The sequence below is a fragment of the Streptomyces sp. NPDC051563 genome (assembly GCF_044454225.1).
Taxonomy (GTDB): Bacteria; Actinomycetota; Actinomycetes; order Streptomycetales; family Streptomycetaceae; genus Streptomyces.
Genome location: NZ_JBITDL010000018.1, coordinates 112,022 through 137,185 on the forward strand (window position 1 = coordinate 112,022; position 25,164 = coordinate 137,185).

Sequence of the window (25,164 nt, forward strand, 5' to 3'; positions counted from 1 at the left end):
AGGGGTGGCCCCGGAGCACCGCTGCGCGGGCCAGTGCCCGGCTCCGCCCCGGACCCCGCTCCTCACACGCCGGAGGGGCCGGAACTGCCCTACGGGCAATCCGGCCCCTCCGGGGACGCTGAGGTCAGGCTCCCGGGACCAGTTCGACCTGGATCTCGACCTCGACCGGGGCGTCGAGCGGGAGGACCGCCACGCCGACCGCGCTGCGGGCGTGGACGCCCTTGTCGCCGAGGACGGCGCCCAGCAGCGCGCTCGCGCCGTTCAACACGCCCGGCTGGGCGGTGAAGTCGGGGGCGGAGGCGACGAAGCCCACCACCTTCACGACGCGGGCGATCTTGTCGAGGTCGCCGATGACGGACTTCACCGCGGCGAGCGCGTTCAGTGCGCAGGTCGCGGCCAGTTCCTTGGCCTGCTCCGCCGAGACCTCGGCGCCGACCTTGCCCGTGACGGGCAGGTTGCCCTTGACCATCGGGAGCTGGCCGGCGGTGTACACGTAGGCACCCGACCGCACGGCCGGCTGGTACGTGGCCAGCGGCGGGACGACCTCGGGCAGGGTCAGGCCGAGTTCGGCCAGCCGCGCCTCGACCGCTCCGCTCATGCCGCCTTCTCCCGCTTCAGGTAGGCCACGAGCTGCTCGGGGTTGTTCGGGCCGGGGACGACCTGGACGAGCTCCCAGCCGTCCTCGCCCCAGGTGTCCAGGATCTGCTTGGTGGCGTGGACCAGCAGCGGGACGGTCGCGTATTCGAACTTCTTGGTCATGGGAGCGAGCGTAGTGCCTGCCGTGCGGGGCCCCGCCACCACCGCCGCCGCCCGGGAGGAATTAGGCTCGGGCCCTGTGAGCAGGCTCCAGGTGGTCAGCGGCAAGGGCGGCACCGGCAAGACCACGGTCGCCGCGGCACTCGCGCTCGCCCTCGCGCGCGAGGGCAGGCGGACACTTCTGGTGGAGGTCGAGGGCAGGCAGGGCCTCGCCCAGGTCTTCGGGGCGGAGGCGCTCCCCTACGAGGACCGGAAGATCGCCGTCGCCTCGGGCGGCGGGGAGGTCTACGCGCTCGCCATCGACGCGGAGCGGGCGCTCCTGGACTACCTCCAGATGTTCTACAAGCTCGGCTCGGCCGGCCGCGCCCTCAAGAAGCTCGGCGCCATCGACTTCGCAACGACCATCGCGCCGGGGCTGCGGGACGTGCTCCTGACGGGCAAGGCCTGCGAGGCCGTCCGGCGCAAGGACAAGGCCGGCCGGTTCGTCTACGACCACGTGATCATGGACGCTCCGCCGACCGGCCGGATCACCCGCTTCCTGAACGTCAACGACGAGGTGGCGGGCCTGGCCCGGTTCGGGCCGATCCACAACCAGGCGCAGGCCGTCATGAAGGTGCTCAAGTCCCCCGAGACGGCCGTGCACCTGGTCACGCTGCTGGAGGAGATGCCCGTGCAGGAGACCGCCGACGGGATCGCCGAACTGCGGCAGGCGGGCCTGCCGGTGGGGCGGGTCATCGTCAACATGGTCCGGCCGCACCACCTCGACGAGGACGCCCTGCGCGCCGCCGCGGGCGAGCGGCGCTCCGACGTGTCCCGGGCGCTGTCCCGGGCCGGCCTCGGCAGCGCCCGGCGCGGCGGGCCGGCCGAACGGCTGGTGGGCCCGCTGCTCGCGCAGGCCTCGGAGCACGCGAGCCGGGTGGAGCTGGAGCGCGCCCAGCGCGCCGTGCTGGCGGAGCTGGACGTGCCGACGTACGAACTCCCCGCCCTCGGCGCGGGGATCGACCTGGCCGGGCTCTACGGGCTCGCCGCGGAGCTGCGGAAGCAGGTGGGCGAGGAATGAGCGAGACCGGAACGACGGAGGCGACGATGGAGACTCCCCCGCGGCTGGAGGTCGACCGGCTGCTGGACGATCCGCAGACCCGGATCATCGTGTGCTGCGGGGCGGGCGGGGTCGGCAAGACCACCACCGCCGCGGCGCTCGGGGTACGGGCCGCGGAGCGCGGGCGCAAGGTGGTCGTCCTGACCATCGACCCGGCGCGCAGGCTGGCCCAGTCGATGGGGATCGACTCGCTCGACAACACCCCGCGCCGGGTGAAGGGCGTGCAGGGAGCCGAGGGCGGCGCCGGCGGCGAGCTGCACGCCATGATGCTCGACATGAAGCGGACCTTCGACGAGATCGTCGAGGGCCACTCCGACCCCGAGCGCGCGCAGGCCATCCTCGCCAACCCCTTCTACCAGTCCCTGTCGGCCGGCTTCGCGGGCACGCAGGAGTACATGGCAATGGAGAAGCTGGGGCAGCTGCGGGCCCGGGACGACTGGGACCTGATCGTGGTGGACACCCCGCCGAGCCGCTCCGCGCTGGACTTCCTGGACGCGCCGGGGCGCCTGGGGTCCTTCCTGGACGGGAAGTTCATCCGGGTGCTGATGGCTCCGGCGAAGGTGGGCGGCCGGGCGGGGATGAAGTTCCTCAATGTCGGCATGTCGATGATGACGGGCACGCTGAGCAAGCTGATGGGTGCCTCGCTGCTGAAGGACGTGCAGACCTTCGTGGCCGCCATGGACACGATGTTCGGCGGCTTCCGCACCCGCGCGGACGCGACCTTCCAGCTCCTCCAGGCCCCCGGTACGGCGTTCCTCGTGGTCTCCGCGCCCGAACCGGACGCGTTGCGCGAGGCCGCGTACTTCGTGGAGCGGCTGGCCGCTGAGCGGATGCCGCTGGCCGGGCTGGTCCTGAACCGGGTGCACGGCAGCGACGCCGAACAGCTCTCCGCGGAGCGGGCGTTGGCCGCCGCGGAGAATCTTGAAGAAGGCGGCATTGTGGATCAGGAGTCCGGGAAAGCTGGACTTCGTGACTCCACCGAGGCCGACCCGGAGACCGACACCGACACCGCCGCCCGCACTGCGCGAGAGACCGGCGCCGACACCGTAGAAGCCGGCGCGGACACGAGCGCGGACACGGACGCGCGCGCCGACGCGGAGACCCGCGCGGACGCGAACGCAGACGTGGACGCCGACGTGGACGTGATCACGGCAGGGCTGCTGCGCCTGCACGCCGAACGCATGCAGGTCATCGCGCGCGAACAGCGCACGCGTGACCGCTTCACCTCGCTGCACCCCGAGGTGGCGGTGGCCGAAGTGGCCGCCCTGCCCGGCGACGTACACGACCTCGCCGGGCTGCGGGCCATCGGAGAGCGACTCGCGGCCGGGGTTCCGGCCGGAGCTTAGGCGTTCCTACGACATGGTGCCCGGGTGGTCTACCCGGCTGCCAGGTACGCCTCGTACGGAACGTCGATCTCCTCGTCGGCATCCATGGTGAGGATGCCCGTACTGCGCTCGTACTCCGTGCGGGCGGTTTCGAGCAAGCGCCGCCACGAGGTGACGGTGGGACGCCGGCGCAGCAGCGCACGTCGTTCCCGCTCGGTCATTCCGCCCCACACTCCGAACTCGACACGGTTGTCGAGCGCATCGGCCAGGCACTCGGTCCGCACCGGACATCCGGTGCACACCGCCTTGGCCCTGTTCTGTGCCGCTCCTTGAACGAACAGTTCATCCGGATCGGTAGTGCGGCAGGCTGCCTGCGCACTCCAGTCGGTAACCCAGCCCATCCCGGCGCCGTCCTCTCCCGAATCGAGGCTCCCCCACGGCGGTAGCGGCATATTCACCGCTGCCAGTTGAGGACGTTACGGAAGGCGGGCACAGTGCAACACCCCCGACGGGCCCAATCTTGAATGGTCCGAACGGACTATGGGTAAGCGGCAGATCACCCGACGGAGTGATCCTGCGACATGCCCGACCATTCCGGCGATTTGGGTGAAATCGACGGGGCATGCTGATCACAGGAGGCGAGATTCGGACATGCGTCCACCCCATTCGGGAAGGGTGAAAAACAAGCCGAGGGGTTGATGTCCCACCGCACTGCTGTGACAGTTGAGGACAGCTTAGGCCAAGGCATTCGCGTGTGTCCGGCGAATGAGAACGTAGGCTGCCCTCCATGGGAAAGAAGCGCTCGGGCGGCGGGCTCACGGGGCCACAGCAGGCCGCCAAGTTCCTCGGTGTGTCCGTTCTCTCCGGAGTTGTACTTGCGGGCATCGCGATCCCGGGCGCAGGCGCCCTAGGGCTCGCGGCCAAGGGCACGGTCGAGGGGTTCGATGAGATCCCGGCCAATCTCAAGACACCTCCGTTGAGCCAGCGCACCACGATCCTGGACTCCGAGGGTGGCTTGATCGCCACGGTCTATTCACGTGACCGGCAGGTGGTCCCCATCACGGCCATCTCCCCGTACATGCAGAAGGCCATCGTCGCCATCGAGGACTCCCGCTTCTACGAGCACGGGGCGATCGACCTCAAGGGCATCCTGCGTGCGGTCAACCGCAATGCCCAGGAGGGCGGCGCGGCGCAGGGCGCCTCGACGCTGACGCAGCAGTACGTGAAGAACGTCTTCGTCGAAGAGGCCGGCGACGACGAGACGAAGGTGCGCGAGGCGCAGGAGAAGAGCCTCGGCCGCAAGATCCGCGAGCTGAAGTACTCGATCCAGGTCGAGGAGGAGCTCGGGAAGAAGAAGATCCTCGAGAACTACCTCAACATCACCTACTTCGGGCAGCAGGCGTACGGAATCGAATCCGCCGCCCAGCGCTACTTCAGCAAGCCCGCCAAGGACCTGACCCTGGACGAGTCGGCGATGCTGGCCGGCGTGGTGCAGTCGCCGAGCCGGTACGACCCGGTGAACGACTCGCAGGAGGCGACGAAGCGCCGCAACATCGTCATCCAGCGAATGGCCGACATAAAGGATATTTCGCAGGCCGAGGCGGACGCGGCGAAGGCGAAGCCGCTCCAGCTGAAGGTGACCAAGCCGAAGAACGGCTGCATCACCGCCGTCAAGGGCGCGGGCTTCTTCTGCGACTACGTGCGCAACAGCTTCCTCGACGACACCGCCTTCGGAAAGACCCGCGAGGAGCGGGCGAAGGTCTGGAACCAGGGCGGCCTGACGGTCCGCACGACCCTGGACCCGCAGTCGCAGGAGTCCGTCAACGACTCCATCAAGGACCACGTGGACCAGGACGACAAGGTCGCGACGGCCGTCACCCTCGTCCAGCCCGGCACCGGCCGGGTCCTCGCCATGGGCCAGTCCAAGCCGTACGGCTTCGGCAAGAACGAGACCCAGATCAACTTCTCGGTGGACAAGAAGATGGGCGGCTCGAACTTCGGCTTCCCGACCGGCTCCACCTTCAAGGCCTTCGTCGCGGCCGCGGCCATCGAAGGCGGCCTGCCGCCGACGAAGATGTACCAGTCCCCGTACGACATGGACTACCCGAGCCCGGTACGGACCTGCGGCGACAAGCCCTGGGTCAACACCGGCAACGCGAAGGTGGAGAACGAGACCGAGTCCGAGGTCGGCCCGTACGGGATGAAGGAGGCGATGGCCAAGTCGGTCAACACCTACTTCGTGGAGATGATCTCCGAGATCGGCCTGTGCCCCGTCACCGAGATGACCGCCAAGCTCGGCGTGATCCAGGCCGACGGCGCCAAGCTCCCCGAGGTCCCCGCCATCGCGCTCGGCAGTCAGGGCATGTCCCCGCTGACGATGGCCAACGCCTACGCCACCTTCGCCAACCGCGGCGTGTACTGCACCCCGGTCGCCATCGAGTCCATCACCGACTCGCACGGCAAGGCGCTGACGGTCCCGAAGTCCAAGTGCGGCCGCGCGATGACCGAGCGGACCGCCGACACCATCAACACGCTGCTGCTCGGCGTGGTCGACTCCGGTACGGGCCAGCAGTCGGGTCTGACCGACCGGCAGAGCGCGGGCAAGACGGGTACCACCGACAGCCGTTACAACGCCTGGTTCGTCGGCTACACCCCGAACATGTCCGGCGCGACCTGGGTCGGCTCCGGCGGCGCCAAGCAGGTGTCGATGGAGAACATCACCATCGGCGGCCAGTACTACGACAAGGTCTTCGGCGGTGGCCTGCCCGGCCCGATCTGGAAGCAGGCCGTCTCCGGCGCCCTCTCCGGCCGCGAGGCCCCGGGCTTCACCACGGTGAACATCCCCGACACCCCGAGCCCGGCGGCCGGCGGCAAGCCCAGCAGCGGCAAGCCCAACAAGCCCGGCAAGCCGGGCCGCGACGGCAAGCCCGGCGACGGCCGGCCCGGCGGGGGCACCGCCGCCGGACCCACCGGCGGGAACACGGGCGGGAACAACGGCGGCACGGGCGGGGACGACCCGCTCAGCGGGATCTCGCTCCCGCCGGGGATCATCGGCGGCCGCGACTAGGCGCCGTAACCGCACCGAACGACGGAGGGCCCCCACCAGATCCGCATCCGGATCGGGCGGGGGCCCTCGGCGTTCCCTGAGGGGAACCCCGTACAAGGAATCCCGTACGGGGAACTCCATACGCGGCACCCCATACGCGGCACCCCGTACGGGGAACCCGTACTAGGACAGGTGCTTCTTGACGGCGGCGGCGACGCGCCCGCCCTCCGCCAGACCCGCGACCTTCGGGTTCACGATCTTCATCACGGCGCCCATGGCCCGCGGCCCCTCGGCGCCCGCCGCACGGGCCTCCTCGACGGCCTGCGCCACGATCGCGTCGAGCTCGGCCTCGCCGAGCTGCTTGGGCAGGTAGGTGTCGAGGAACTCGCCCTCGGCGGTCTCCCGCGCGGCCTGCTCGGGACGGCCACCCTGCGCGAAGGCATCCGCGGCCTCGCGGCGCTTCTTCGCCTCCTTGGCGATCACCTTGAGGACTTCCTCGTCGGAGAGCACCCGGGCTTCCTTGCCCGCGACCTCCTGGTTGGTGATGGCGGAGAGGGTCAGGCGCAGCGTGGACGAGGCGAGCTCGTTGCGCGCGCGGATGGCGGTGGTGAGGTCTTCCTGGAGCTTGGCCTTGAGCGTGGTCATGCCCCGAGTCTGCCAGGTACGGGGGCTCCGGCGCCCGCCGGTTTCCCGGCGGGCTTGCCGGGTCTGCGAACATATGGGCATGCGTGCGCGTTACGGAGTACCTCTGAAGGTCACCGCCGGGATCGCCGCGGCGGGGGCCGCCGGTCTGGCCTATGCCGCCGGTTTCGAAGCCCGGTCCTTCCGCCTGCGCCGGGTCACGGTCCCCGTGCTGCCCCGAGGGATGCGCCCGTTGCGCGTCCTGCAGGTCTCGGACATCCACATGGTCGGCGGGCAGCGCAAGAAGCGCGCCTGGCTGCAGTCGCTCGCCGGGCTGCGCCCCGACTTCGTGGTGAACACGGGCGACAACCTCTCCGATACGGAGGGCGTGCCGGAAGTGCTCGACGCGCTCGGCCCGTTGATGGACTTCCCCGGCGTGTACGTCTTCGGCTCGAACGACTACTACGGCCCGCGGCTGCGCAATCCCGGCCGCTACCTGCTGGAGAAGACGCAGGGCAGGCACGGGCTGAACGGCAACGCGCCGGTCGTCGGGGCCGTACACAACCCGTGGGAGGGCATGCGGGACGCCTTCGACGCGGCCGGCTGGCTCAACCTCACCAACACCCGGGGCCGGCTCAAGCTCGACGGACTGGAGCTGGCCTTCACCGGCCTGGACGACCCGCACATCAAGCGCGACCGGTACGCGAAGGTCGCGGGCGGACCGGAGGCGGACGCGGACTTCTCGATGGCCGTCGTCCACGCCCCGTACCTGCGCGTCCTCGAAGCCTTCACCGCCGACCGGTACCCGCTGATCCTGGCCGGCCACACGCACGGCGGCCAGCTGTGCATCCCCTTCTACGGGGCCCTCGTCACCAACTGCGACCTGGACACCAAGCGGGTGAAGGGCCTCTCGACGCACGAGGCGGAGGGGCAGCGCGCGTACCTCCACGTATCGGCGGGCTGCGGGACCAACCGCTTCACCCCGGTGCGCTTCGCATGCCCGCCCGAGGCGACACTGCTGACACTGACTCCGAAGGCCTAGGGACGGGCGGGCGCGCGGGTACGTTGGCAGGATGATGATCACACCCGGCGCCCTCCGCCTCCCGACCGTCGCCTTCCGTGCGCTGATCGCAGCCGCGGCCGTCACCGGCCTGGTCATCGATTGCGCGTACGGGAGCGTGCCCGTCGTCCTGAGCTTCTTCACGATCTGGACGAACATCCTGGTCGCGATCACCTTCGGGCTCTCCGCCTACCGCCTGGCGCGCCGCGAACCGGACGTGGCCCCCTTCTGGCGGGGCGGGGTGCTCCTCTTCATCCTGATCACCGGGCTGGTCTTCCACCTGGTCCTGGCCAACCCGTCGAGCCCCTTCAACGTGGTCGAGGACCTGGACAAGCTGTCCGGGGCGAAGGCCGTCTCCAACCAGCTCCTCCACACGGTCACCCCCATCGGCGCCGTCCTGGACTTCCTCCTCCTGACCGCCCCCCGCACCCTGCGCCCGCGCTACGCCGCGCAGTGGCTGGCGTACCCCCTGCTCTACGTGGTCTTCGCGCTGATCCGCGGCGCCCTGCTCTCCCCCGACGTCCCGACCCGGTACACGTACCCCTTCATCGACGCCGCCCAGTACGGCTACGCCCGGGTCGCCCTGAACGCGGTCGTCCTGGGCCTCGTCTTCTACGCCGTCGGCCTGGCCCTGGTCCTGGCGGACCGCTACCGCCCGTACCGACCGGCCCGCGAAAACCGGATTTCGTCTCCGGCCGAGGGTCCGCTAAAGTAATCGATGTCGCCAGGGCAGCAAGCGCTGCAAGGGTGGACATCGGGGTGTAGCGCAGCTTGGCAGCGCGCTTCGTTCGGGACGAAGAGGTCGTGGGTTCAAATCCCGCCACCCCGACTTCGTAAGACCAGGTCAAGGGCTTGATCCGCATCGCGGGTCAGGCCCTTCCTGCGTTTGTGGAGATCGTTCTCCTTGCGTCCGTCAGTCCGTCGGGGGGCGCATCCACGGGTCCGGGACGGGGTTGCCGCCTTCGGCGTGCAGGGTGAGGCGGTCGATGTAGTGCTGCCAGAGCTCCGCGTGGGCCTCGCACGCCTCCGTGGTGGGCAGGCCGCTGTGGATCAGGTGGAGCAGGGTGCCCGCGGGGGTGGGTTCGAGGGTGATCTCCACCCGGGTGGAGCCGGGTGCCAGGGGCGTGCCGGCTCCCTCCCAGCCCCAGGTGAAGACGAGCCGCTCGGGCGGGTCGACCGTCAGGAAGCGGCCGGACGCCACGTTCTCGCCGGTGACCCGGGTGCGGTACGCGCCGCCGGGCTGGAAGGAGAACGTTGCGTCGGCGTCGCCCATCCAGGACGGCTGCTTCTCCCGGTCGGTGAGGAGGCCGAAGACGGTTTCGGGGCGGGCCGCGATGCGGCGCTCCAGCGTGACGGTGTCCATCGGGGTCGCGGGAGTGGTCATGGGACCAGTCTCCCGCGACGACGGGGTGGCGGGGCGGCGGCTCGGCCGATGCCGGTGGGCGGTTGCCGATGGTGGCCGGCTGCGGCCGAACGCGGCCCCGGGGTCAGCCGGTGATCTCTATCTTTCCGTTGAGGGCGGGAGCCGCCGGGGTCTGGGAGTCCTTCGGGGTGGTGAGGCCCTTGAGGAGTTCGGCCAGGTCGACGCCCGTGGTGGAGCTCAGGAGCTCCATGCCCTGGGCGACGTTGTCGGTGACCGTACGGGAGAGCCTGCTCGCGCCGTCGGTGGAGATGACGGTCATCTTGTCGATGGCGGACAGCGGCTCGGCGGCCTTGGCGACCACCTGCGGCAGCGCCTCGACCATCATCTGGATCATCGCCGCGTCACCGTACGTCTCGAAGGCCTCCGCCTTCTTCTGCATCGCCTCCGCCTCGGCGGAACCCCGGGCCAGGATGGCGGCGGCCTCCGCGTCGCCCTCCAGCCGCACGGCCTCCGCGATCGCGGCACGGCGGGCCCGCTCGGCCTCGCCCCGCTTGGCGCCCTCGATGGCCTCGGCCTCGGCCAGGGCGGAACGGCGCTGCTTCTCGCCCTCACCGGTGAGACGGGCGCGCTCCGCCTCGCCCTGGGCGGCGGCGATGGCCGCGAGGCGCTCGGCCTCGGCCTGCTTGACCCGGGCCACCCGCTTGGCCTCCGCCTCCTGCTCGGCCTCGTAGCGGCGGGCGTCGGCGGGCTTGCGGACCTGCGTGTCGAGCTGGCGGTCGGTCAGGGCGGCCTGGCGCTCGGCCACCTTCTCCTGCTCGCCGAGGATCTGCTGCTGGCGGTCGGCCTCGGCGAGCGGACCGGCGGCGTTGGCCTGGGCGGCCGCCGCGTCGGTCTCGGCCTTGATCTCCGCCTTGCGCAGGTAGAGGGTGCGCTCGGCGACCGCGATCTCCTCCTCCGCCTTCAGCCGGGCCTGCTCGGCCGCCCGGCGGGAGTTGGCCTCCGCTATGTCGGCCTCCTGCTTGGCGCGGGCGGCTTCGGGGCGGCCGAGGTCTTCGAGGTAGGAGCCCTCGGTGGTGATGTCCTGGATCTGGAAGGCGTCCAGGACCAGGCCCTGCCCGGACAGGCTGGCCTCCGCCTCCTCGGCGACCTGCCCCGCGAAGGCGGCGCGGTCACGGATGATGTCCTCCACCGACATGCGGCCCACGATGGCGCGCAGGGCTCCGGAGAGGACCTCCTGGGTGAAGCCGACGATGCCGTCCTGCTGCTGGAGGAACCGCTGGGCGGCGGCCCTGATGGCGTCCTCGTTGCCGCCGACCTTGACGATCGCGACGCCTTCGAGGTTGGCCTTGATGCCGCGCAGGGTGACCGCACCGCGGACGGCGATGGGGATGTGCCGGCTGGAGAGGTCGAGGGTGTAGCGCTGCTGCACGAAGGGGACGACGAAGACCCCGCCGCCGACCACGACCTTCTGGCCGGTGGTGTCGGTGGATATCCGGCCGGTCTCCGGGTCGGTGGACCTCTTGCCGCGCCGGCCGGTGATGATGAACGCCTCGCTGGGCCCGGCGACCTTGTAGCGCGTGACGACGACCAGGGCGAGCAGGACGAGGAGCACGGCGACTCCGACGACCGCGGTGACGACTGGACTCATGGCGGATCCCCCCTGCCTCCCCGTGGGAGCAGATCGGTGATGGTGGTGAGTGGTGAGTGGTAAGTGGTGGTGAGGCCTCAGTGCTCTACGGGGCGGACGCTGACGGAGCTGGACGACGGAGCCGCCGTCACCCACACCTCCGCGCCGCGGGCCAGTGGGCCCTCGGCGGTCGCCGCGTACTTCACGGGCTGGCCGGCCAGGCGCAGGAGCACCTCGCCGTAGCCGGAGAGCGGGATCGCGGTGACCACGGTCCCGGTCGAGCCGACGAGGGAGTCGTGGTGCGGGGCGGCCCCGCTGCGGTCCCGCATCAGGGCGCGGCTCAGGCGGTACGTCGCCCAGCCCGCGCCGGCTCCCGCGAGGGCGCCCGCGGCGGTCGCCGGACCCGGCCCGCACCCGGTGGTCCCGAGCACGATCGCTCCCGTGAACCCGAGCATCGAGACGAAGCCCGCGAGCACCGGAAGCGACAGCCAGCCGTCGAACAGTCCGCCGAGCGCACCGTCGAAGAGGCCTTCCAGCACGCCGTCGAGGATCAGGGAGAGGGCCAGCAGCACGATCCCCGCAATGCCGAGACCAAGAAACAAGCCCATGGAGCACCTCCCCGCCCGTGTGACGTTCGTGCCGGACACCGGCATCGTGTCAGCGGAGGGGTGCTTCGCACATTGCCTGCCGTCGGCAATCTTGACGCCTCTTTGACGCACGGCTTCAGGGCATGTCTTCAGAGCGCCGCTTCAGCGCACGCTTGCACGGCGGGCCTTCACCGTACGGGCGCCCGGATCAGGCGCCGTCGCCCGGCCAGCCCAGCAGGCGGGCGCCGATCACCGCGGTCTGGAGCGTGTAGCGGTTCAGCGGGTCGGCCGGGTCGGCGCGGGTGAGGGTGTGGATGCGCTCCAGCCGGTACGTCAGCGCGCGCACGCTGAGCGAGAGCCGCCGGGCCGCCTCCGTGGAGACGCAGCCGCTGTCGAAGTACGCGGTGAGCGTGTCGAGGAGCGGCTGCGCGCCGCCGCGGGAGGCGCGCAGCGGGCCGAGGGTGCTCTCGACGAGATCGGCCATGGCCTGCCGGTCCCGGGTCAGGACCGGGAAGACGAGGAGGTCGACGGCGTGGAGCACCGGGCCCTCCAGGTCCATCCGCCGGGCCAGGTCGAGGGCGTTGAGGGCCTCCTCGTAGGAGTGGACGACCCCGCCCGGGCCCGGGTGCGAGCGGCCGATCCCGACCCGGCCGCCGTCGGTGGCCGCGTGTGCCCGCTTCGCGAAGTACGCCAGGACCTCGGGCTGGTCCCCGGGGGCCACGCAGACCAGGCGGCCGTCCTTCGTGCTCAGCAGCACCTGCCGGCCGGGGAACCGGGCGAGGACCGCCGACTCGATCCCGCGCGCCACCGGGAAGCCGTCACCGTACGGTTCGGGGCCGGTGGCCACGGCGACGCCGTGCGACTGCGAGAGGCGCAGCCCGAAGCGCTCGGCGCGCTCCGCGAGCCGGCCCAGGTCGCTGCCGCCGTAGAGGAGGTCGTCGATGAACTCCCGGCGGGCCGCCTCCTCCTGACGGACGGCGTGGTGCTGGGCGCGCTCGTACCCCTCGACGAAGGCGTCGACCGCCTGCTCGACGGCCGCCAGGAGCAGGGCGGACGGGGGGAGCGGCCGTACGAGCTGCGCCGCGGCCAGGTGGTGGCGTATCAGTGCGCGGAGCGGCTGTCCGGCCTCCGCCGCCCGCTCGCCCTCCGCACGGCGCGACTCCAGCTCGGCGCGGGTCAGCCGGCGTCCCGTGGCACAGGCGTCCACCAGCAGGTCGGCGTATCCCGGGAGGTGGTCCTCCGGTGCTTGCGGTCCTGCCACGCCCTGCCCCCGATCCTGCCCGCGCCCGCGGCGCGCCCTTGGTACGGGGACAAGGGTCACACGGCCGTGAGCGCCGCCGCGCCGAAGGAGACGTCGAAGCGGTCGCACCAGATGGTGACGCTGCCGTAGTCGGAGGGATTCACGTCGGCGGGGAGCGGGTAGTTCTGGTCGCCCTTGTTGCCCTTGAGCTTGCCCAGGCTGAGGTACTTGCCGTCGTCGAAGACCCGCCAGCCCTCCGTGCCCTCCTTCACGGGCGCGTCCGTCAGCCAGACCCGCAGGTCCGGGCCGTTGCTGGTGTCGAGCCCCTCCAGGCGCAGGGTGAGGGAGCCGTCCGGGAGCCGGATGAGCTTCGCGGTGCCGGTGGTGGTGTGCTCGTGGCTGATCAGCGAGCCCTGGGCTAGGGTCCGCGGGGCCGCGGGGGCCGCGGGGGCCGCCGGGGCGGTGGGCGGGAGGGTCGGCGCGGGCCCGGGGGCGGTGGGGGCCGTGGCGGGCGGCGCCGCCGGGAGGGACTCGTGGACCGTGGCGTCCTGCCAGAGCTTCCACGGCTGGAACCAGTACAGGCCGAGGCCCAGCAGGAGGGCCGCCGGGAGGGCGAGGACGGTCAGGATCCTGCGTGCGCCCCGCTTCCTCGGCGGGTGCTGCGGCTGGTTCCGCGGCTCGTCTCGCGCCGGGTTCTGTGTCACTCGTCGGGCCCTTCCTCGCGTGCGGCCGTCCGGCCCCGGGTCTTCCGGCCGTCCCGGGTATTCAACGCGCGGGCGCGGGGCGGGACCAGGCCCGGCCGGATGACGAAAGGCTTACGTCATCCGGCCGGGTGGGGCCTTGCCCGTCGAGCCGGGCCCGTCAGGTCGGGCCCGTGGGGCGGCCGGTCAGTCGGCTCAGAGGGTGCGGAGCTTGGTGGTGAAGACCTGGCCCGCGACCTTGTCACCGAGGACGAGGCCGTCCGCGGCGTCCCACGGGTAGTGGACGCCGAGCCAGATGCGGCTGTCGGCGTCCTCCTTGGCGGCGGCGCTGAAGCTGGTGAAGTGGCGGGTCTTGACCGGGGCCTGCGGTTCGTCGGTGGTGAGGTCGAAGGAGATGGCGTCGCTGCCGAAGTAGCGCTTCATCACCCCGGCCCAGGCGGCGCCGAAGGAGGCGTGGCCGGAGACGTACGCGGGGAAGCAGGGGCTGACGTTGACGCCCGTCGGGCTCTTCAGCAGCGGCTTCCACTGGGGGTCGAGGCCACCCTCGCGGATCGCCGAGACGGGCCGCCACAGGTCGATGGGGGTGGCGAACTTGGCGTCGCGGACCGCGATTCCGGTGTCGGCCATGGCGAGGGAGACCAGGGCGAAGAGCCGGGCGTTGGCGTAGACCCCGAGGCCGCGGGCCTTGGCGATATCGCGGGTGGCCTGGAGCATCTGGCCCGGCGGCTTGTAGGTGCCGTTGTTGTCGTTGGCCCAGAACCAGGCGGCGGCGAGCTGGTCCGGGGTCCGGCTGATCACCGGGGTGGCCGCCGTGGGCTTGTCAGCGCCGGCCGTGCGGACCGCGTCAACCTGCCGCTTGTACTCGTCGCTCGCCACCAGGGCCTCGTACGAGCCGTACTGGGTCAGGGTGGTGGGGCGGAACTGGGAGCCGGAGGTCAGCGAGAACGGCTTGACCTGGCCGTAGAACGGGCTGACCGCGTCGCTGTCCTCGTCGCAGGAGGCGTCGGGCATGTCCGGGTAGCTCGTCGGGCGCCAGGCGCCCGGCTTGTTGTCCCCCACGTAGACCTGGGGGTTGTCGGAGCCGTCGCCGGTGCGGGCGTCGGTCATCTGCTTGACCATCGCGCCGACCACGGAGAGGTCGAGGAAGTCGCCGGCGGTGGGCTCGGTGCCGAACCGCTCGCGGAAGCGCGCGTCGAGGTACTGCGTCTGATCGGCGTAGCGGCTCTGCTTGTTGCCGTAGAGGCCGAGGAGGATGTTGTAGGCCGTGCGGCCGATGACCCGCTCCTCCTCGTCGGGGCCCTCGACCCAGCCCACGTAGTTCTCCGCCTTGATGTACGGCTCCGAGGTGATTCTGCCCTTCCACTTCAGCTGGTACGAGGACTCCGCGTCGTAGATCGCCGCATTCATCATCGCGGCGGAGCGGGCCAGCGGAACGGGCCCGCCGCCGACCCGGCGGAAGACGTTCTGCAGCACGTCGTTCCAGTAGTGCACGGGGTCGGATATCGACTGCGCCGGCAGCGCGGCATGGGCGGGCTGCGGGGCGGCGGCGAGGACGGTTCCGGTCGCGGCCAGGACGACGGCGCTCGCCAGGGCGCGGTGCAGGAGCACCCTGCGCCGGGTGGCGCCGCGCAGGATCCGGCGAGCGGTGCGGTCAGGCGTGCGGACGGTCTCGTGCATGGGCTCGACTCCCTTTGATCACAGGCGTGTTGATCACCACGGGAGGTGGCGGCGCGATCGTGTCCCGAAGCGGGCGCGGGTTCTTGTAGAAATTGGAGCGCCCACGCGGAATGGCCGGTCCCGCCCGGCTGGACGGCGCGAACCCATCACAGCCCTGCGCCCGGATCACGGATCGCGGATCGCGGATCGCGGATCGCGGATCGCCGGAACTGCGGGCCCCTTCCGTCCGACCAACTCCATGCGGAGAAACGGCCGGTGACAGCGGAAGGGCGTGGAATGGGCGGGCTGGACGTGCGGATGGAGGGGGTGGGCTGCCGGCACGGGCGGGTCGAGGCCGTGACCGGCGTCGACCTGGAGATCGCCGCCGGGGAGCGCGTCGCGCTGACCGGTACGAACGGATCGGGCAAGACCACCCTGTTGCGCGCCGTCCTCGGACTGCACCCGCAGGTCAGCGGAAAGATCCTGGTCGGCGGCCGTACGGGCGATCCGGTCTGGCGGCGGCGGGCGTGCGCGTGGATCCCGCAGAAGCCCGCCGCCGGACGCTTCCCGCTCCTGGGCGGCGAACTCCTCGCCAGCAGCGGGGATCCGCGCGCGGCCGCCGAGGCCGCCGGCCGGCTGGGGGTGGGGCCGCTGACCGCACGGCCGCTGCACACCCTGTCCGGCGGGCAGTTGCAGCGGATGTACCTGGCCCGGGCGATCGGCTGCGTGGCTGCGGGGGCCGGTGTGCTGCTCGCCGACGAGCCGACCGCCGCCCTGGACTTCGCCGGGCAGGACGAGGCCGCCGACGTGCTGGCCGCGCTGCCCGTGACGCTCGTCGTCGTCACGCACGACCGGGCGCTCGCTGAACGCTGCGACCGGGTCCTGGAGATGGCCGCCGGACACCTGCGGGAGGTCCGGTGAGCGCCACCCTCGCGGCCGCCTCCCTCGCGAGCGCGGACCTCGGCACCCTGCTGCAACTGGCCCCCGTACAGCGGGCGGGCTTCGCCCTGCTGCTCGCCGCCGTCGGACTGCCCGTGATCGGTGTGGTCATCGTCGGGCTGGACATCATGCCGGTGCGCTTCGCGATGATGCACGTCGCGCTGCTGGGCATCGCCGTCGGACTGCTCACCGGACTGGACCCCATGCTGTGCGCGCTGGTGGCCTGCGCCCTGGCCGGAGCCGGGGTCTCGCCGCTGGCCCGGACCCCGGACGGGCTGTCGGGGGCGATGGGGCTGCTGATGAGCCTGGCGATCGCGGCCGCGCTGCTGCTCCTCGCGGTCTCCGGGGTGAACGCCTCGGGCGCGTTCGCGCTGCTGTGGGGTTCGATCCTGTCCGTCGGCGGCGCGGACCTCGTGGTGCTGGGCGTGCTGGCCGTCCTCGTGCCCGGCCTGTTCTGGTGGCGGCGGCGCGAGGTGGCCCTGCTGCTGTACGACCGTGAGCTCGCACAGTGCTCGGGCGTGCCGGTGCGGGCACTGACCACGGTCCTGCTGGTCCTCGTCGCGGTGGCGGTCGCCGGGGCCATCAAGCTCACCGGCGCCCTGCTGGTCGACGCGCTCACCCTGCTGCCCGCCCTGGCCGCGCGCCGGCTGGGCACCTCGCTGAAATCGATCACCGGGTGGGCGGTGGGCATCGGCGTCTTCGTGAACCTGACCGGTTTCCTCGTCGCCCTCCGGCTGGACTGGCCCCCCGGGCCCGTCCTCGTCCTGACCGCGGGGGCGCTCGTCCTCGCGGTGCACCTCGTACCCGAACGGAGAATCCGCTCATGGCGCCGCGAACCCGCGTCCGCAGCAGCTCGGCCCGCATCACCTTCCTCCTCGCACTGAGTTCGGCACTGGCCCTGGTGGCCGGCTGCGGAACCGAGGGCGGGAGCGGTGGCGGCGGCGCCTCCGCCTCCACCGGGGGCGCCGCGCCGTCCGCGGTGCACGTCGTCGTGACCACCACCTGGGAGGGCGCCTTCGCCAAGGCCGCGGGTGCGCAGGACGTCAAGGTGATCGTGCCGCAGTCCGTGCACCACGCCCCGGACTACGACCCCAAGCCCTCCGACCTCGCCGCCGTCGCCGGGGCCGACTTCGTGCTCTACGCGCCGTTCGAGCCGTACGCCGCGAAGATCAAGGACGCCGCCGGGTCGAAGGCGAAGCTGGTGGAGGTCGCCCTCGACAACGACGCCGACAAGGTCAAGGCCGAAGTCACCCGGCTGGGCGCGCTGTTCGGCACCCAGGCGGCCGCCGCGAAGTGGACCGCGGACTTCGACGCCGAGTACGGGCGGGTCACGAAGGACGTCCGGGCCGCCTGGCCCGGCGGCACGAGCCCGGCGGTGGTGAGCCAGGTCTTCACCGCCTGGTCCGCGAAGCTGGCGGGCGCCACCACGGTGGGCACCTACGGCCCCGAGGCGGTGACCCCGGCGCAGCTGGCCGAGCTGTCGGCGAAGAAGCCGGCGCTGGTCCTGGACAACGCGCACATGTCGACCGGGACCGTGCTGCCGGACTCCGGCGCGCACCAGGTGGAGATCGTCAACTACCCGGGGACCGACCTGGACCTGCTGCCGGTCTACCGCAACGCGGGCGCCGAGCTGAAGAAGGCCATGGGCAAGGTGGGCGGGTCCGCGGGGTAGGCGACGGTACGGCGGGGGGCCGCGCGCCCCCGGTACGGCGCGAGGGCGGGGCGGTCCACCGAGGGCCGCCCCGCCCTCGGCTACGCGCCGACCCCGGCCGGGGCCTGGGCGGCGAGGCCAGTGCTCGGCCCGGCGGGCTCCGTACGGGCCGGGGTGGCGGGCTCGGGGAGGAGCGGGGCGGGCCCCTGGGCGGCGGAGGCGGCCGCGAGGCGGGCCCGTAGCGTCGCGCGGTCGGGTTTGCCGGCCGGGGTGAGCGGGAGCTCCGCCGTCAGCAGCAGGCGCTCGGGGTGCTTGCGCCGGTCGAGGCCGCGCAGGGTGAGGTGCCCGGCGAGGGAGTCGAGGGTGGGGAGCTGCGCGCCGCGCGGGACGACGCAGGCGGCGAGGCGTTCGCCCATCACCTCGTCCGGGACCCCGACGCAGACGACGTCGCGGACGAGGGGGTGGGAGGAGAGCTCCCGTTCCACCTCGGCGGGGCTGATGTTGGAGCCGCCGCGGATGACGATGTCCTTGAGGCGGCCGACGACGTGGAGGACCCCGTCCCCGTCGATGAAGCCGAGGTCGCCGGTGCGGACCCAGCCCTCGGGGGTGCGGTACAGGGCGTCCAGGTCCGGGGAGGCGACGTAGCACATGGGGGTCATGGGGCCGCGCGCGATGATCTCCCCGATCGCGCCGTCGGGGAGCCGTTCGTGCGTCTCGGTGTCGGTGATGCGGATCTCGGCGACCCGGGGGTCGGGGCGGCCGGCGGCGACGCCCGTGCCCTCGGGGTCCGGGGCCGCGGCGCCCAGTCCGGTGTGGCAGTTGACCCCGTCGGCCGAACCGTAGAGGTTGACGACCGGGCAGCCGAAGGCGCGGCTCGCGCTCTCGGCGGTGGTCTCGTCGAGGGGGGCGCCGCCGAGGATCAGGGCGGTGGGCGCGGGGAGCGGCTGCGCTTCTCCCGCGGCTGCCTCCGCCTCCAGGCGGTCGAGCATCATGCGGATCATCGTGGGTACCCCGAGGACGTGCGTGGGCCGGTGCTCGCGCACCGCGGCGAGGGCCGCCTCCGGGGTGAAGTGGTCGAGGACGATCAGGGTCCCGCCGTGCCGGGCCAGGGTGACCGCGGTGCCGCTGGAGCCGAAGGCGGACGCGAGCGGGACGAGGAACAGGCAGCGCGGCGGGGTTCCGTCGGGCATCAGGGAGGCGAGGAAGTTGCCGCGGCCGCCGGCGAGGGCGTTGTGGGAGTAGGCGATCATCTTCGGCTCCGCCTCCGAGCCCGAGGACACCAGGATGCGGGCGGCGCTGTCGGGGTCGGGGCGGGCGGGGACGAAGGCGACCGGGTCGGAGCGCAGCAGCTCCGCGAGGCGAATCGTTCCTTCTGGCTCGGTCCCCGCCGGTCCGCCGACCGCGACGACGTGGCGCAGCGCGGGCAGTTCGGGGACCAGGGCGAGCAGGTCGGCGGCGTGCCGGTGGCCCCGGTGCTCCACGGCGGCGATCACCGCCACGGCCTCGGCACGGCGCAGCAGGCAGCGGGCCTCCTGGCCGCCCCGGCCCACGGGGAAGGGCAGGGCCACCGCTCCGATGGCGGCCAGGGCCAGGTCGGCGACGACCGCGTTGCGTCCGTTGGGGAGCTGCACGCCGACCACGTCGCCGGGCCGTACGCCGAGCTCCGCGAGGCCGGTGGCCAGACATCGCACCTTGCGGTCGAGCGCGGTGTAGCAGAGCTTTCCCTTGGCGTCGATGACCGCCGTGTGGTGCAGGTCGGCGATCTGGCGGGCCCGGAAGAGGCTGTAGAGGTCGAGGTCGGGACAGGTTCCGTCGACCGCCCACGAGCGGCGCAGGCCCACGGGCAGCAGATCGTGCAGTGCGACGGTCATACGAAGCTCCAGGGGTCGGGAACGGCGGGGGCACCGTGCGCGTCCCGGCTGATCGAGCCGGAGAAGCGCGAGTCGTGGTGCAGATCGGCAAGGTCGGTGGTGACGGCGGTCGCGCCCAGCCCGCGCGCCCGCAGTGCGCCCAGGGCGTCCTCGGTGGACGGTTCCCCGAGCCCCTGGACGACGGCCGCCGCCGCGCGGGCGTCCGCGTCGGCCGGGGCGATCCACCCGTCGGCGGTGCGCAGGGGCGTACGGAAGCCCGCGGGCCGGCGGCTCCGCCCCCCGCTGCGGGCGCGCTCCAGGGCCGGAGCGGTGAGCAGGTCGGCGGCGCCGAGCAGCGAGGAGTCCACGCGGACCCCCCGCCCGGTGTGCTCGCGCAGCAGCAGCCCCGCGAGGACGGCTTCGGCGCCGAGCAGCCCGCCCATCACGTCGAGCAGGGTCATCAGGGAGGGCGCGGGCACCTCGCCCTCGGGGCGGGCGGCCTCGCCGACGCCGGTGCGGGCCTGGACCATGAAGTCCGTGCCCATCGGCGGGTCGGCGATCCGGCCCGTGCCCCAGCCGCCGGTGTACGCGTAGACGAGCGCGGGGTTCACCTGCGCGAGATCCGCGGAGTCCAGGCCCAGCTCCGCGGCCTTCCCCGGCGCCCAGTTGTGGAGGAACACATCGGCTCCGGCCGCCAGCGCGGTCAGCCGCAGCCGGTCGGCGGGCGACTTGATGTCGATCTCCACGGCGTGCTTGCCCCGGTTCAGGGCGAGCCAGCGGGCGGAGATCCCCGCACAGGCGGGCGGCATGCCCCGCAGCGGGTCACCGCCCGGCGGCTCGATCCGGACGACCTCGGCGCCGAGCAGCCGCAGCAGATGGGCCGCGAGGGGCGCCTGGACGCGGCGCCCGGCCTCCAGGACGGTCATCCCGGCGAGCGGGCCCGGGGCGGGGGCGGTGGCCGGGGCGGGGGCCAGGGCCAGGGCGGAGGGCGCCTGCTCGGTGCGGACACGGCCGCCGGGGCCGTACGGGGCCAGGGACCAGGGGGCGGCTCCGTCGTCCTCGGCGGCGCGCTCCTCCAGGGTCCGCAGCCGGCAGACCTCGGCCCCCGAGGCGGCCGCCGCGTCGCGGATCCGCTGCCAGCCGTGGGCCCGGGCGGTGGCGTGCAGGGCTCCGGGGAAGGGCGCGCACGCGGTGGCGTACCGGAACTGGAAGGGCCGCCACCCGGCCCGTACCGCGTCGGACGGGGCCTCCAGGGCCCGCCAGAACCCGGCCCAGGCACCCGGATCCAGGGTCTCCAGCTCGAAGAGCGTGCCGTCGGCCGCGGTGAAGGGCGGACCCCCGGGCGCGAGTTCCGCGGCTTCGCCTTCGTCGGCGCCGCTCGCGGCGAGGTACTGGGACACGACAAGCAGCCCGGCCCGGTCCACGTACGTGTGCGACGGCCCGGCGGCGCCCTCGCACCCCCGGGCCCGGGCCAGCAGGGCGGCGAGCAGCCCCTGCGTGGTGAGGACGGCCGTCGCGGCGGTGGCGTAGTCGACGGCGAGCCCCCGCGGCAGGCCGTCGCGGCGGCCGTGCACGGCCATGATCCCCGTCGCGGCCTGCACGGTCGCCTCGTCGGTGACGCCCCTGCGGGCCGCCTCCGGCGAAGCCCAGGCGATGGTGGCGGCCGCGCTGCCGGGGAGGCCCGGGGAGCCCGGGAGGCCCGGGAAGCCGGGGAGGCCCGTCAAGGTGACCCGGGCCGTATCGGGGCCGCCCCCCGCATCGGGCCCGGCGTCGGCGTCCGGCCCTGCATCGGGCCCGGCGTCCGGCCCGGCGTCCGGCCCGGCGTCCGCGGCGGCGCCGAGCAGCCTGAGGTGCCCGGCCACCGGGTCGGCCAGCGCGGGCGGTCCGGAGGTGGTGAAGCGCAGCCCGTCGAGCGGCCGAGCGGTCTGGGTGACGGCGGGTGACGCCATGCCTCTCCTCTTCTCCCGGCCCGGCGATCGGCCGGCGCCGCAGGTGATCCCGTACGCGGGAACCAAGGGGCGGGCCCGCCCGACCAGTTCCTCGGGAAGACAGTCGGACTGCCGTTCCCACGGGTTCCCGGCGGGCTGGAGGAAAGTGATGGAGAAGCACGTGACGCAGAACGAGGAGGGCACGGCACCCGAACCGGCTTCCACGACAGCGGAGTTGAAGATCCGGGTCACGGAGTTCGTGCGGACCCGCGTCACGCCCCTCGAACCCGTCCTCGACGCGGGCGGCCCCGCCGCCGCGGAGGCCCTGCGCGGACTGCGGGCCGCGGCGAAGGAGGCGGGCCTCTGGGCCCTCCCCCTCCCCGCGGAACTGGGCGGCCAGGGACTCGACCTGGCGCGCTACGCCCTCCTCGCCGAGGCCGAGGGCGCCAGCGACCACGGGCCGGCCGCACTGGGATCGGCCCCGCTCCTGGACGCGACGATGCTCTGGCGGCACGGCAGCGACCGGATCCGCGCGCTCTACCCGCGCCGGCTGACCGCCGGCGAGCTGCGCGCCTGCTACGCCATGACCGACCCGGACACCCCGGGCACCGACCCGTACCTCACCGCGACGCGCGCCGAGGAACAGGCGGACGGCAGCTGGATCCTGAGCGGCCGCAAGTGGTTCACCTCGCACGCCGCCGAGGCCGATCTGGTCACCGTCCTGGCCCGCACCGACGGCCGACCCGGAGACCGCACGGGGCTCTCCCTCCTCGTCGTCCCCACCTCGGCGCCGGGATTCCGGGTGGTGCGGGAGCTCCCCGTACTGGGGGCGTCCGGCCAGTGGGAGATCGCGTTCGACCGGGTCCCCGTGGCCGCCGACCACCTCCTCGGCGAACGCGGCCAGGCCCTCGCCATCGCCGCGGAACGCCTGCAACTGGGCCGCACCCTGCGCTGCCTGCGCTGGCTCGGCCAGGCGCAGCGCGCGTTCGACCTCATGTGTGAACGCGTGAACTCCCGTACCGGCTCCCGCGGTCCCCTCGGAAGCCACCAGCTCGTACAGAGCCACGTCTTCGAATCGCTCCTGGCCCTGCGCACCACCCGGCCCCTCGTCCACGAGGCGGTGGCCGGGATCAGCGCCGGCCGCGACGCCCACGTCGAGGTGGGCCTCGCCAAGGTGGCCGCCGCCCGCATGCTCCAGCAGGTCGCCGACGCGGCCATCCAGATCCACGGCGCGGCCGGCCTCGGCCCCGACACCCCCCTCCCCGCCCTCTACCGCACGGGCCGCACGGCCCGGATCCTGGACGGCCCGGACGAGCTCCACATCACCGGGGTGGCTCGGAGGGTACTGCGCGGGTACGGGGGGTAGGCCGTCTCCTTCGGATCGTGCCGGGGCGGGCCGCGCAAGCCCCTCGGGGCCGGGGATCAGACCGTGCGGAGGTCCGCCCGCCCGGTCAGGGCGGCCAGGCCCAGGGCCAGGAAGAAGTCCCCCCACACCAGTTCGTGGCGGACCGCGACCCCCTTGTCCGCGTCGTAGCAGCCGTTCAGCAGCCGGCCCCCGGAGAAGTGGCGGCCGACCAGGTGCTCCAGGATCTCCGCCGCGCGCTGTGCGTACGAAGCGGCGCGGGGGCCGGGCAGCAGGGACAGCTTCAGGAGGGCGACGGCCGTGACGGCCGCGGCGGAGGTGTCCGGCGGGCCGTCCGGGCGGGCCGCGTCCGCAGGCGGTACGAGGGGTGTCCCCGGGCCGGTCCACACGTCGGCGAGGCGTTCCGCCAGTGCCCGAGGCCGGCCCGGCAGGCACGCGGCCACGGCGGGCCGGTGCAGTGCGTCGGCCAGCGCGAGCAGTAGCCAGGCCGGCCCCCTGCTCCAGCCCGGCGCCGGCTCCGCGCACTCCCGCCAGCCCGTCTCCGCCGCGTAGGACCAGGCCGGTACGAGGTCACGGGCGGGGCGGGCCTGCGTCCCGGAGCCGGGCAGGCACAGGGCCAGGTGGCGCTGGAGGTGCGATGCCGCGGCAGCCGGGCCGACGGTGGCGAGCAGGGAGACCGTGCCGGGCAGGCCGTCCACCCGGGCCAGCAGTCGCGGACCGCCGAAGGCCGACCCCCAGGGCAGCAGCCCGAGTTCCCCGTCCATCGACGACAGGCAGGCTCCGGCCGCGCGGGAACGCAGCTGTCGCGCTCCGGGATCCTCGACGGCCAGGGCCGTTCCGTACCAGAGGATCAGCCCGCGCGTGGAGGTGTCGGCGTCCACCCAGCCGGCCAGGCGCGCGGTGCAGGCGGAGGCCGCGGCCCTGTCGGCGGCGGTTCCCGTGTGCCGGGCCCTCAGCCACAGCAGGCCCGCCCAGAAGCCTCCGGCCCAGGAACCGCGGCCGGTCGTCGTCCACTCCCCCGTGTCCGGATCCGCGTACAGCGGGAAGCGCTCCGCGTCGATGGCGGACGCCGTGACGGCCACCTGCGCGAGGAGCCGCGCGAGGGCCCGTTCCGCCCACGGATCCGTCCGCGTCGTCAACGTCCCCGCCCCCGCATCGCCCAAGTCACGCCGACGGCGCCGGCCGCACCGAACTCGGCCGCCACCAGCAGCCAGCCCGTCCCGTAGTGGCCGGCATTCGCGAGGGGGCCGAAGAGGAGGGGGCCGACGGCGAAGCCGGCGAAGAAGCCGGCGGCCACGAGGGCGGAGTCCTGGCCGGCCCGGCCGGGGGCGGAGCGCTGCATCACCAGGACCATCGAGACGGCGTTGGCCGATACCGCGAACACCCCCACGGCCACCGCGGCCACCCACACCAGCGCGCCCGCACCCGGGGCCGCGAGCAGCAGGACGGCCGCCCCCACCGCCCCGGCCGCAAGGGCCCCCGGCAGCCACTCGGCCCGCCCCGGCCGGGCCGCCCTGGACCAGCCGACCCGCCCGGCGATGCCCGCGACCCCGAGCACCGCGACCAGCGCGCCGGCCGCGGTGGGGCCCATACCGAGCCGCTGCGCACCGAAGAGGGCCACATAGGTGTTGACCGAGGCGATCCCGCAGCCCAGGAACAGGGAGAACACCGCCAGCCAGGCGATGTCACCCCGCGGGACGAGCGAGGCCCGGGCCCCGGCCGGGGCCGCCTGCGGGTCCGCGGGCAGGGCGCGCAGCGCGCACACCGCCGCCAGCGCGGCGGTGGCCGCCGCCGTCCACACCGCCCCGCGCCACCCGATCCCGCCGGCCAGCGCCGTGAGCGGCAGCCCGGCGGCGAAGGCTCCGAGCTGCACGCCCGACTGCTTCATGCCGGTCACCGGCCCGCGGCGGCCGGGAGGCACGGCGGCGAGGATCGCCTTGTTGGTGGCCGGATTGGCCAGGGCCTGGGGCAGCCCGCCCAACGCCACCGCAGCGAGCAGGTACCCGGGGCCGGGCGCGGCACCGATCAGCGCGAGCGCCGCCGCGGACACCGACAGCAGCAGTACGAGGGAACGGCGCGGCCCGATCCGGTCCACGAGCCTCCCGCCGAGCGGCGACAGCACCGCCGCCGTCCCGAACCCGACCGTGGTGGTCCAGCCGAGCAGCGCCGGCGACACCCCCAACTCCCCGACCAGGCGCGGACCGAGCGCGCCGAGCAGGAAGAGCTGGAGCATCGAGAAGGCCATGGCACCGGTGAGCAGCGCAGTGAGCCCGCCCGTCGCCCCCTCGACCGCTCCTCCGGGCGTCGCCCTCTCCGCCGTACTGCGGTCCACCACCGCGCACCCCTCGCTTC

23 protein-coding genes and 1 tRNA gene are annotated in these 25,164 nt (G+C 73.3%); 10 read left to right on the top strand and 14 right to left on the bottom strand.

The genetic code is table 11. The features are described from left to right. Positions 1 to 124: 124 nt before the first annotated feature. Together ACIA8F_RS22410 and ACIA8F_RS22415 are read right to left on the bottom strand one after the other, a co-directional pair. Entirely contained in the window at positions 125 to 598 is a 474-nt protein-coding gene (locus ACIA8F_RS22410) for a RidA family protein (RefSeq protein WP_399381147.1), read from the bottom strand. After that, a complete protein-coding gene (locus ACIA8F_RS22415; RefSeq protein WP_112447450.1) occupies positions 595 to 759 on the bottom strand; it encodes a DUF4177 domain-containing protein in 165 nt (54 codons plus the stop codon). Before ACIA8F_RS22415 ends, ACIA8F_RS22410 begins: the two co-directional genes overlap by 4 nt. 76 nt (positions 760 to 835) lie before the next feature. Between ACIA8F_RS22415 and ACIA8F_RS22420 the strand changes: the two genes are divergently transcribed. Together ACIA8F_RS22420 and ACIA8F_RS22425 are read left to right on the top strand one after the other, a co-directional pair. Beyond that, on the top strand, positions 836 to 1,816 hold the full coding sequence (locus ACIA8F_RS22420) for an ArsA-related P-loop ATPase (protein ID WP_399381149.1): 981 nt from the start codon (positions 836 to 838) through the stop codon (positions 1,814 to 1,816). Then, entirely contained in the window at positions 1,813 to 3,201 is a 1,389-nt protein-coding gene (locus ACIA8F_RS22425) for an ArsA family ATPase (protein ID WP_399381151.1), read from the top strand. The genes ACIA8F_RS22420 and ACIA8F_RS22425 overlap by 4 nt, the downstream gene beginning before the upstream one ends. 29 nt (positions 3,202 to 3,230) lie before the next feature. Here ACIA8F_RS22425 and ACIA8F_RS22430 read toward each other — a convergent pair whose 3' ends face one another. Continuing rightward, a complete protein-coding gene (locus ACIA8F_RS22430; protein WP_327254199.1) occupies positions 3,231 to 3,581 on the bottom strand; it encodes a WhiB family transcriptional regulator in 351 nt (116 codons plus the stop codon). 386 nt (positions 3,582 to 3,967) lie between these two features. Here ACIA8F_RS22430 and ACIA8F_RS22435 point away from each other — a divergent pair, with 386 nt between their 5' ends. Continuing rightward, positions 3,968 to 6,247: a transglycosylase domain-containing protein gene (locus ACIA8F_RS22435; RefSeq protein WP_399381153.1), complete on the top strand. Its 2,280-nt coding sequence runs from the start codon at positions 3,968 to 3,970 to the stop codon at positions 6,245 to 6,247. A gap of 162 nt (positions 6,248 to 6,409) precedes the next feature. On the opposite strand, the gene ACIA8F_RS22440 is transcribed toward ACIA8F_RS22435, so the two are convergent. Next, complete coding sequence (locus ACIA8F_RS22440; protein ID WP_399381154.1) at positions 6,410 to 6,871, bottom strand: GatB/YqeY domain-containing protein; 462 nt, start codon at positions 6,869 to 6,871, stop codon at positions 6,410 to 6,412. 79 nt (positions 6,872 to 6,950) lie between these two features. Here ACIA8F_RS22440 and ACIA8F_RS22445 point away from each other — a divergent pair, with 79 nt between their 5' ends. The 3 genes from ACIA8F_RS22445 to ACIA8F_RS22455 all read left to right on the top strand — a co-directional run bounded on the left by ACIA8F_RS22445 (position 6,951) and on the right by ACIA8F_RS22455 (position 8,736). Continuing rightward, entirely contained in the window at positions 6,951 to 7,889 is a 939-nt protein-coding gene (locus tag ACIA8F_RS22445) for a metallophosphoesterase (RefSeq protein WP_399381156.1), read from the top strand. Positions 7,890 to 7,920: 31 nt separating this feature from the next. Further along, entirely contained in the window at positions 7,921 to 8,622 is a 702-nt protein-coding gene (locus tag ACIA8F_RS22450; protein ID WP_399381158.1) for a Pr6Pr family membrane protein, read from the top strand. A gap of 40 nt (positions 8,623 to 8,662) precedes the next feature. Next, positions 8,663 to 8,736, top strand: a tRNA-Pro gene (locus ACIA8F_RS22455). 84 nt (positions 8,737 to 8,820) lie between these two features. Here ACIA8F_RS22455 and ACIA8F_RS22460 read toward each other — a convergent pair. The 6 genes from ACIA8F_RS22460 to ACIA8F_RS22485 all read right to left on the bottom strand — a co-directional run bounded on the left by ACIA8F_RS22460 (position 8,821) and on the right by ACIA8F_RS22485 (position 15,102). Then, on the bottom strand, positions 8,821 to 9,291 hold the full coding sequence (locus ACIA8F_RS22460) for an SRPBCC domain-containing protein (RefSeq protein WP_399381160.1): 471 nt from the start codon (positions 9,289 to 9,291) through the stop codon (positions 8,821 to 8,823). A 103-nt stretch (positions 9,292 to 9,394) separates the two neighbouring features. Further along, on the bottom strand, positions 9,395 to 10,918 hold the full coding sequence (locus ACIA8F_RS22465) for a flotillin family protein (RefSeq protein ID WP_399381162.1): 1,524 nt from the start codon (positions 10,916 to 10,918) through the stop codon (positions 9,395 to 9,397). 77 nt (positions 10,919 to 10,995) lie between these two features. Beyond that, positions 10,996 to 11,505, bottom strand: a complete 510-nt coding sequence (locus ACIA8F_RS22470) for a hypothetical protein (RefSeq protein WP_399381164.1) — start codon at positions 11,503 to 11,505, stop codon at positions 10,996 to 10,998. 187 nt (positions 11,506 to 11,692) lie between these two features. Next, positions 11,693 to 12,745 (bottom strand): PucR family transcriptional regulator, encoded by a 1,053-nt coding sequence (locus tag ACIA8F_RS22475; protein ID WP_399381165.1) that lies wholly within the window; start codon positions 12,743 to 12,745, stop codon positions 11,693 to 11,695. Between the two features lie 56 nt (positions 12,746 to 12,801). Beyond that, positions 12,802 to 13,353 carry a DM13 domain-containing protein gene (locus tag ACIA8F_RS22480; protein ID WP_399381281.1) on the bottom strand — a complete coding sequence of 184 codons (552 nt, stop codon included), beginning with the start codon at positions 13,351 to 13,353 and terminating at the stop codon, positions 12,802 to 12,804. Positions 13,354 to 13,620: 267 nt separating this feature from the next. Beyond that, a complete protein-coding gene (locus ACIA8F_RS22485; protein ID WP_399381167.1) occupies positions 13,621 to 15,102 on the bottom strand; it encodes a vanadium-dependent haloperoxidase in 1,482 nt (493 codons plus the stop codon). 276 nt (positions 15,103 to 15,378) lie between these two features. Here ACIA8F_RS22485 and ACIA8F_RS22490 point away from each other — a divergent pair, with 276 nt between their 5' ends. The 3 genes from ACIA8F_RS22490 to ACIA8F_RS22500 are packed head-to-tail and all read left to right on the top strand — an operon-like array spanning position 15,379 to position 17,692. Continuing rightward, positions 15,379 to 16,002, top strand: a complete 624-nt coding sequence (locus ACIA8F_RS22490; protein ID WP_399381169.1) for a metal ABC transporter ATP-binding protein — start codon at positions 15,379 to 15,381, stop codon at positions 16,000 to 16,002. Then, complete coding sequence (locus ACIA8F_RS22495; protein ID WP_399381170.1) at positions 15,999 to 16,904, top strand: metal ABC transporter permease; 906 nt, start codon at positions 15,999 to 16,001, stop codon at positions 16,902 to 16,904. Before ACIA8F_RS22490 ends, ACIA8F_RS22495 begins: the two co-directional genes overlap by 4 nt. Next, positions 16,844 to 17,692 (top strand): ABC transporter substrate-binding protein, encoded by an 849-nt coding sequence (locus ACIA8F_RS22500; RefSeq protein ID WP_399381171.1) that lies wholly within the window; start codon positions 16,844 to 16,846, stop codon positions 17,690 to 17,692. Before ACIA8F_RS22495 ends, ACIA8F_RS22500 begins: the two co-directional genes overlap by 61 nt. 80 nt (positions 17,693 to 17,772) lie before the next feature. Here ACIA8F_RS22500 and ACIA8F_RS22505 read toward each other — a convergent pair whose 3' ends face one another. Both ACIA8F_RS22505 and ACIA8F_RS22510 read right to left on the bottom strand, forming a co-directional pair. After that, positions 17,773 to 19,542 (bottom strand): class I adenylate-forming enzyme family protein, encoded by a 1,770-nt coding sequence (locus tag ACIA8F_RS22505; protein ID WP_399381173.1) that lies wholly within the window; start codon positions 19,540 to 19,542, stop codon positions 17,773 to 17,775. After that, the gene (locus tag ACIA8F_RS22510) at positions 19,539 to 21,470 is read right to left on the bottom strand and encodes a CoA transferase (protein ID WP_399381175.1); all 1,932 of its coding nucleotides are present in this window, start codon (positions 21,468 to 21,470) and stop codon (positions 19,539 to 19,541) included. Before ACIA8F_RS22510 ends, ACIA8F_RS22505 begins: the two co-directional genes overlap by 4 nt. Before the next feature lie 160 nt (positions 21,471 to 21,630). Here ACIA8F_RS22510 and ACIA8F_RS22515 point away from each other — a divergent pair, with 160 nt between their 5' ends. Further along, on the top strand, positions 21,631 to 22,815 hold the full coding sequence (locus ACIA8F_RS22515; protein ID WP_399381177.1) for an acyl-CoA dehydrogenase family protein: 1,185 nt from the start codon (positions 21,631 to 21,633) through the stop codon (positions 22,813 to 22,815). Between the two features lie 56 nt (positions 22,816 to 22,871). Here the strand turns inward: ACIA8F_RS22515 and ACIA8F_RS22520 are convergent, their stop codons facing one another. Further along, complete coding sequence (locus ACIA8F_RS22520; protein WP_399381178.1) at positions 22,872 to 23,951, bottom strand: sugar ABC transporter permease; 1,080 nt, start codon at positions 23,949 to 23,951, stop codon at positions 22,872 to 22,874. Next, positions 23,948 to 25,144 (bottom strand): MFS transporter, encoded by a 1,197-nt coding sequence (locus tag ACIA8F_RS22525; protein ID WP_399381180.1) that lies wholly within the window; start codon positions 25,142 to 25,144, stop codon positions 23,948 to 23,950. Before ACIA8F_RS22525 ends, ACIA8F_RS22520 begins: the two co-directional genes overlap by 4 nt. Positions 25,145 to 25,164: the final 20 nt, after the last annotated feature.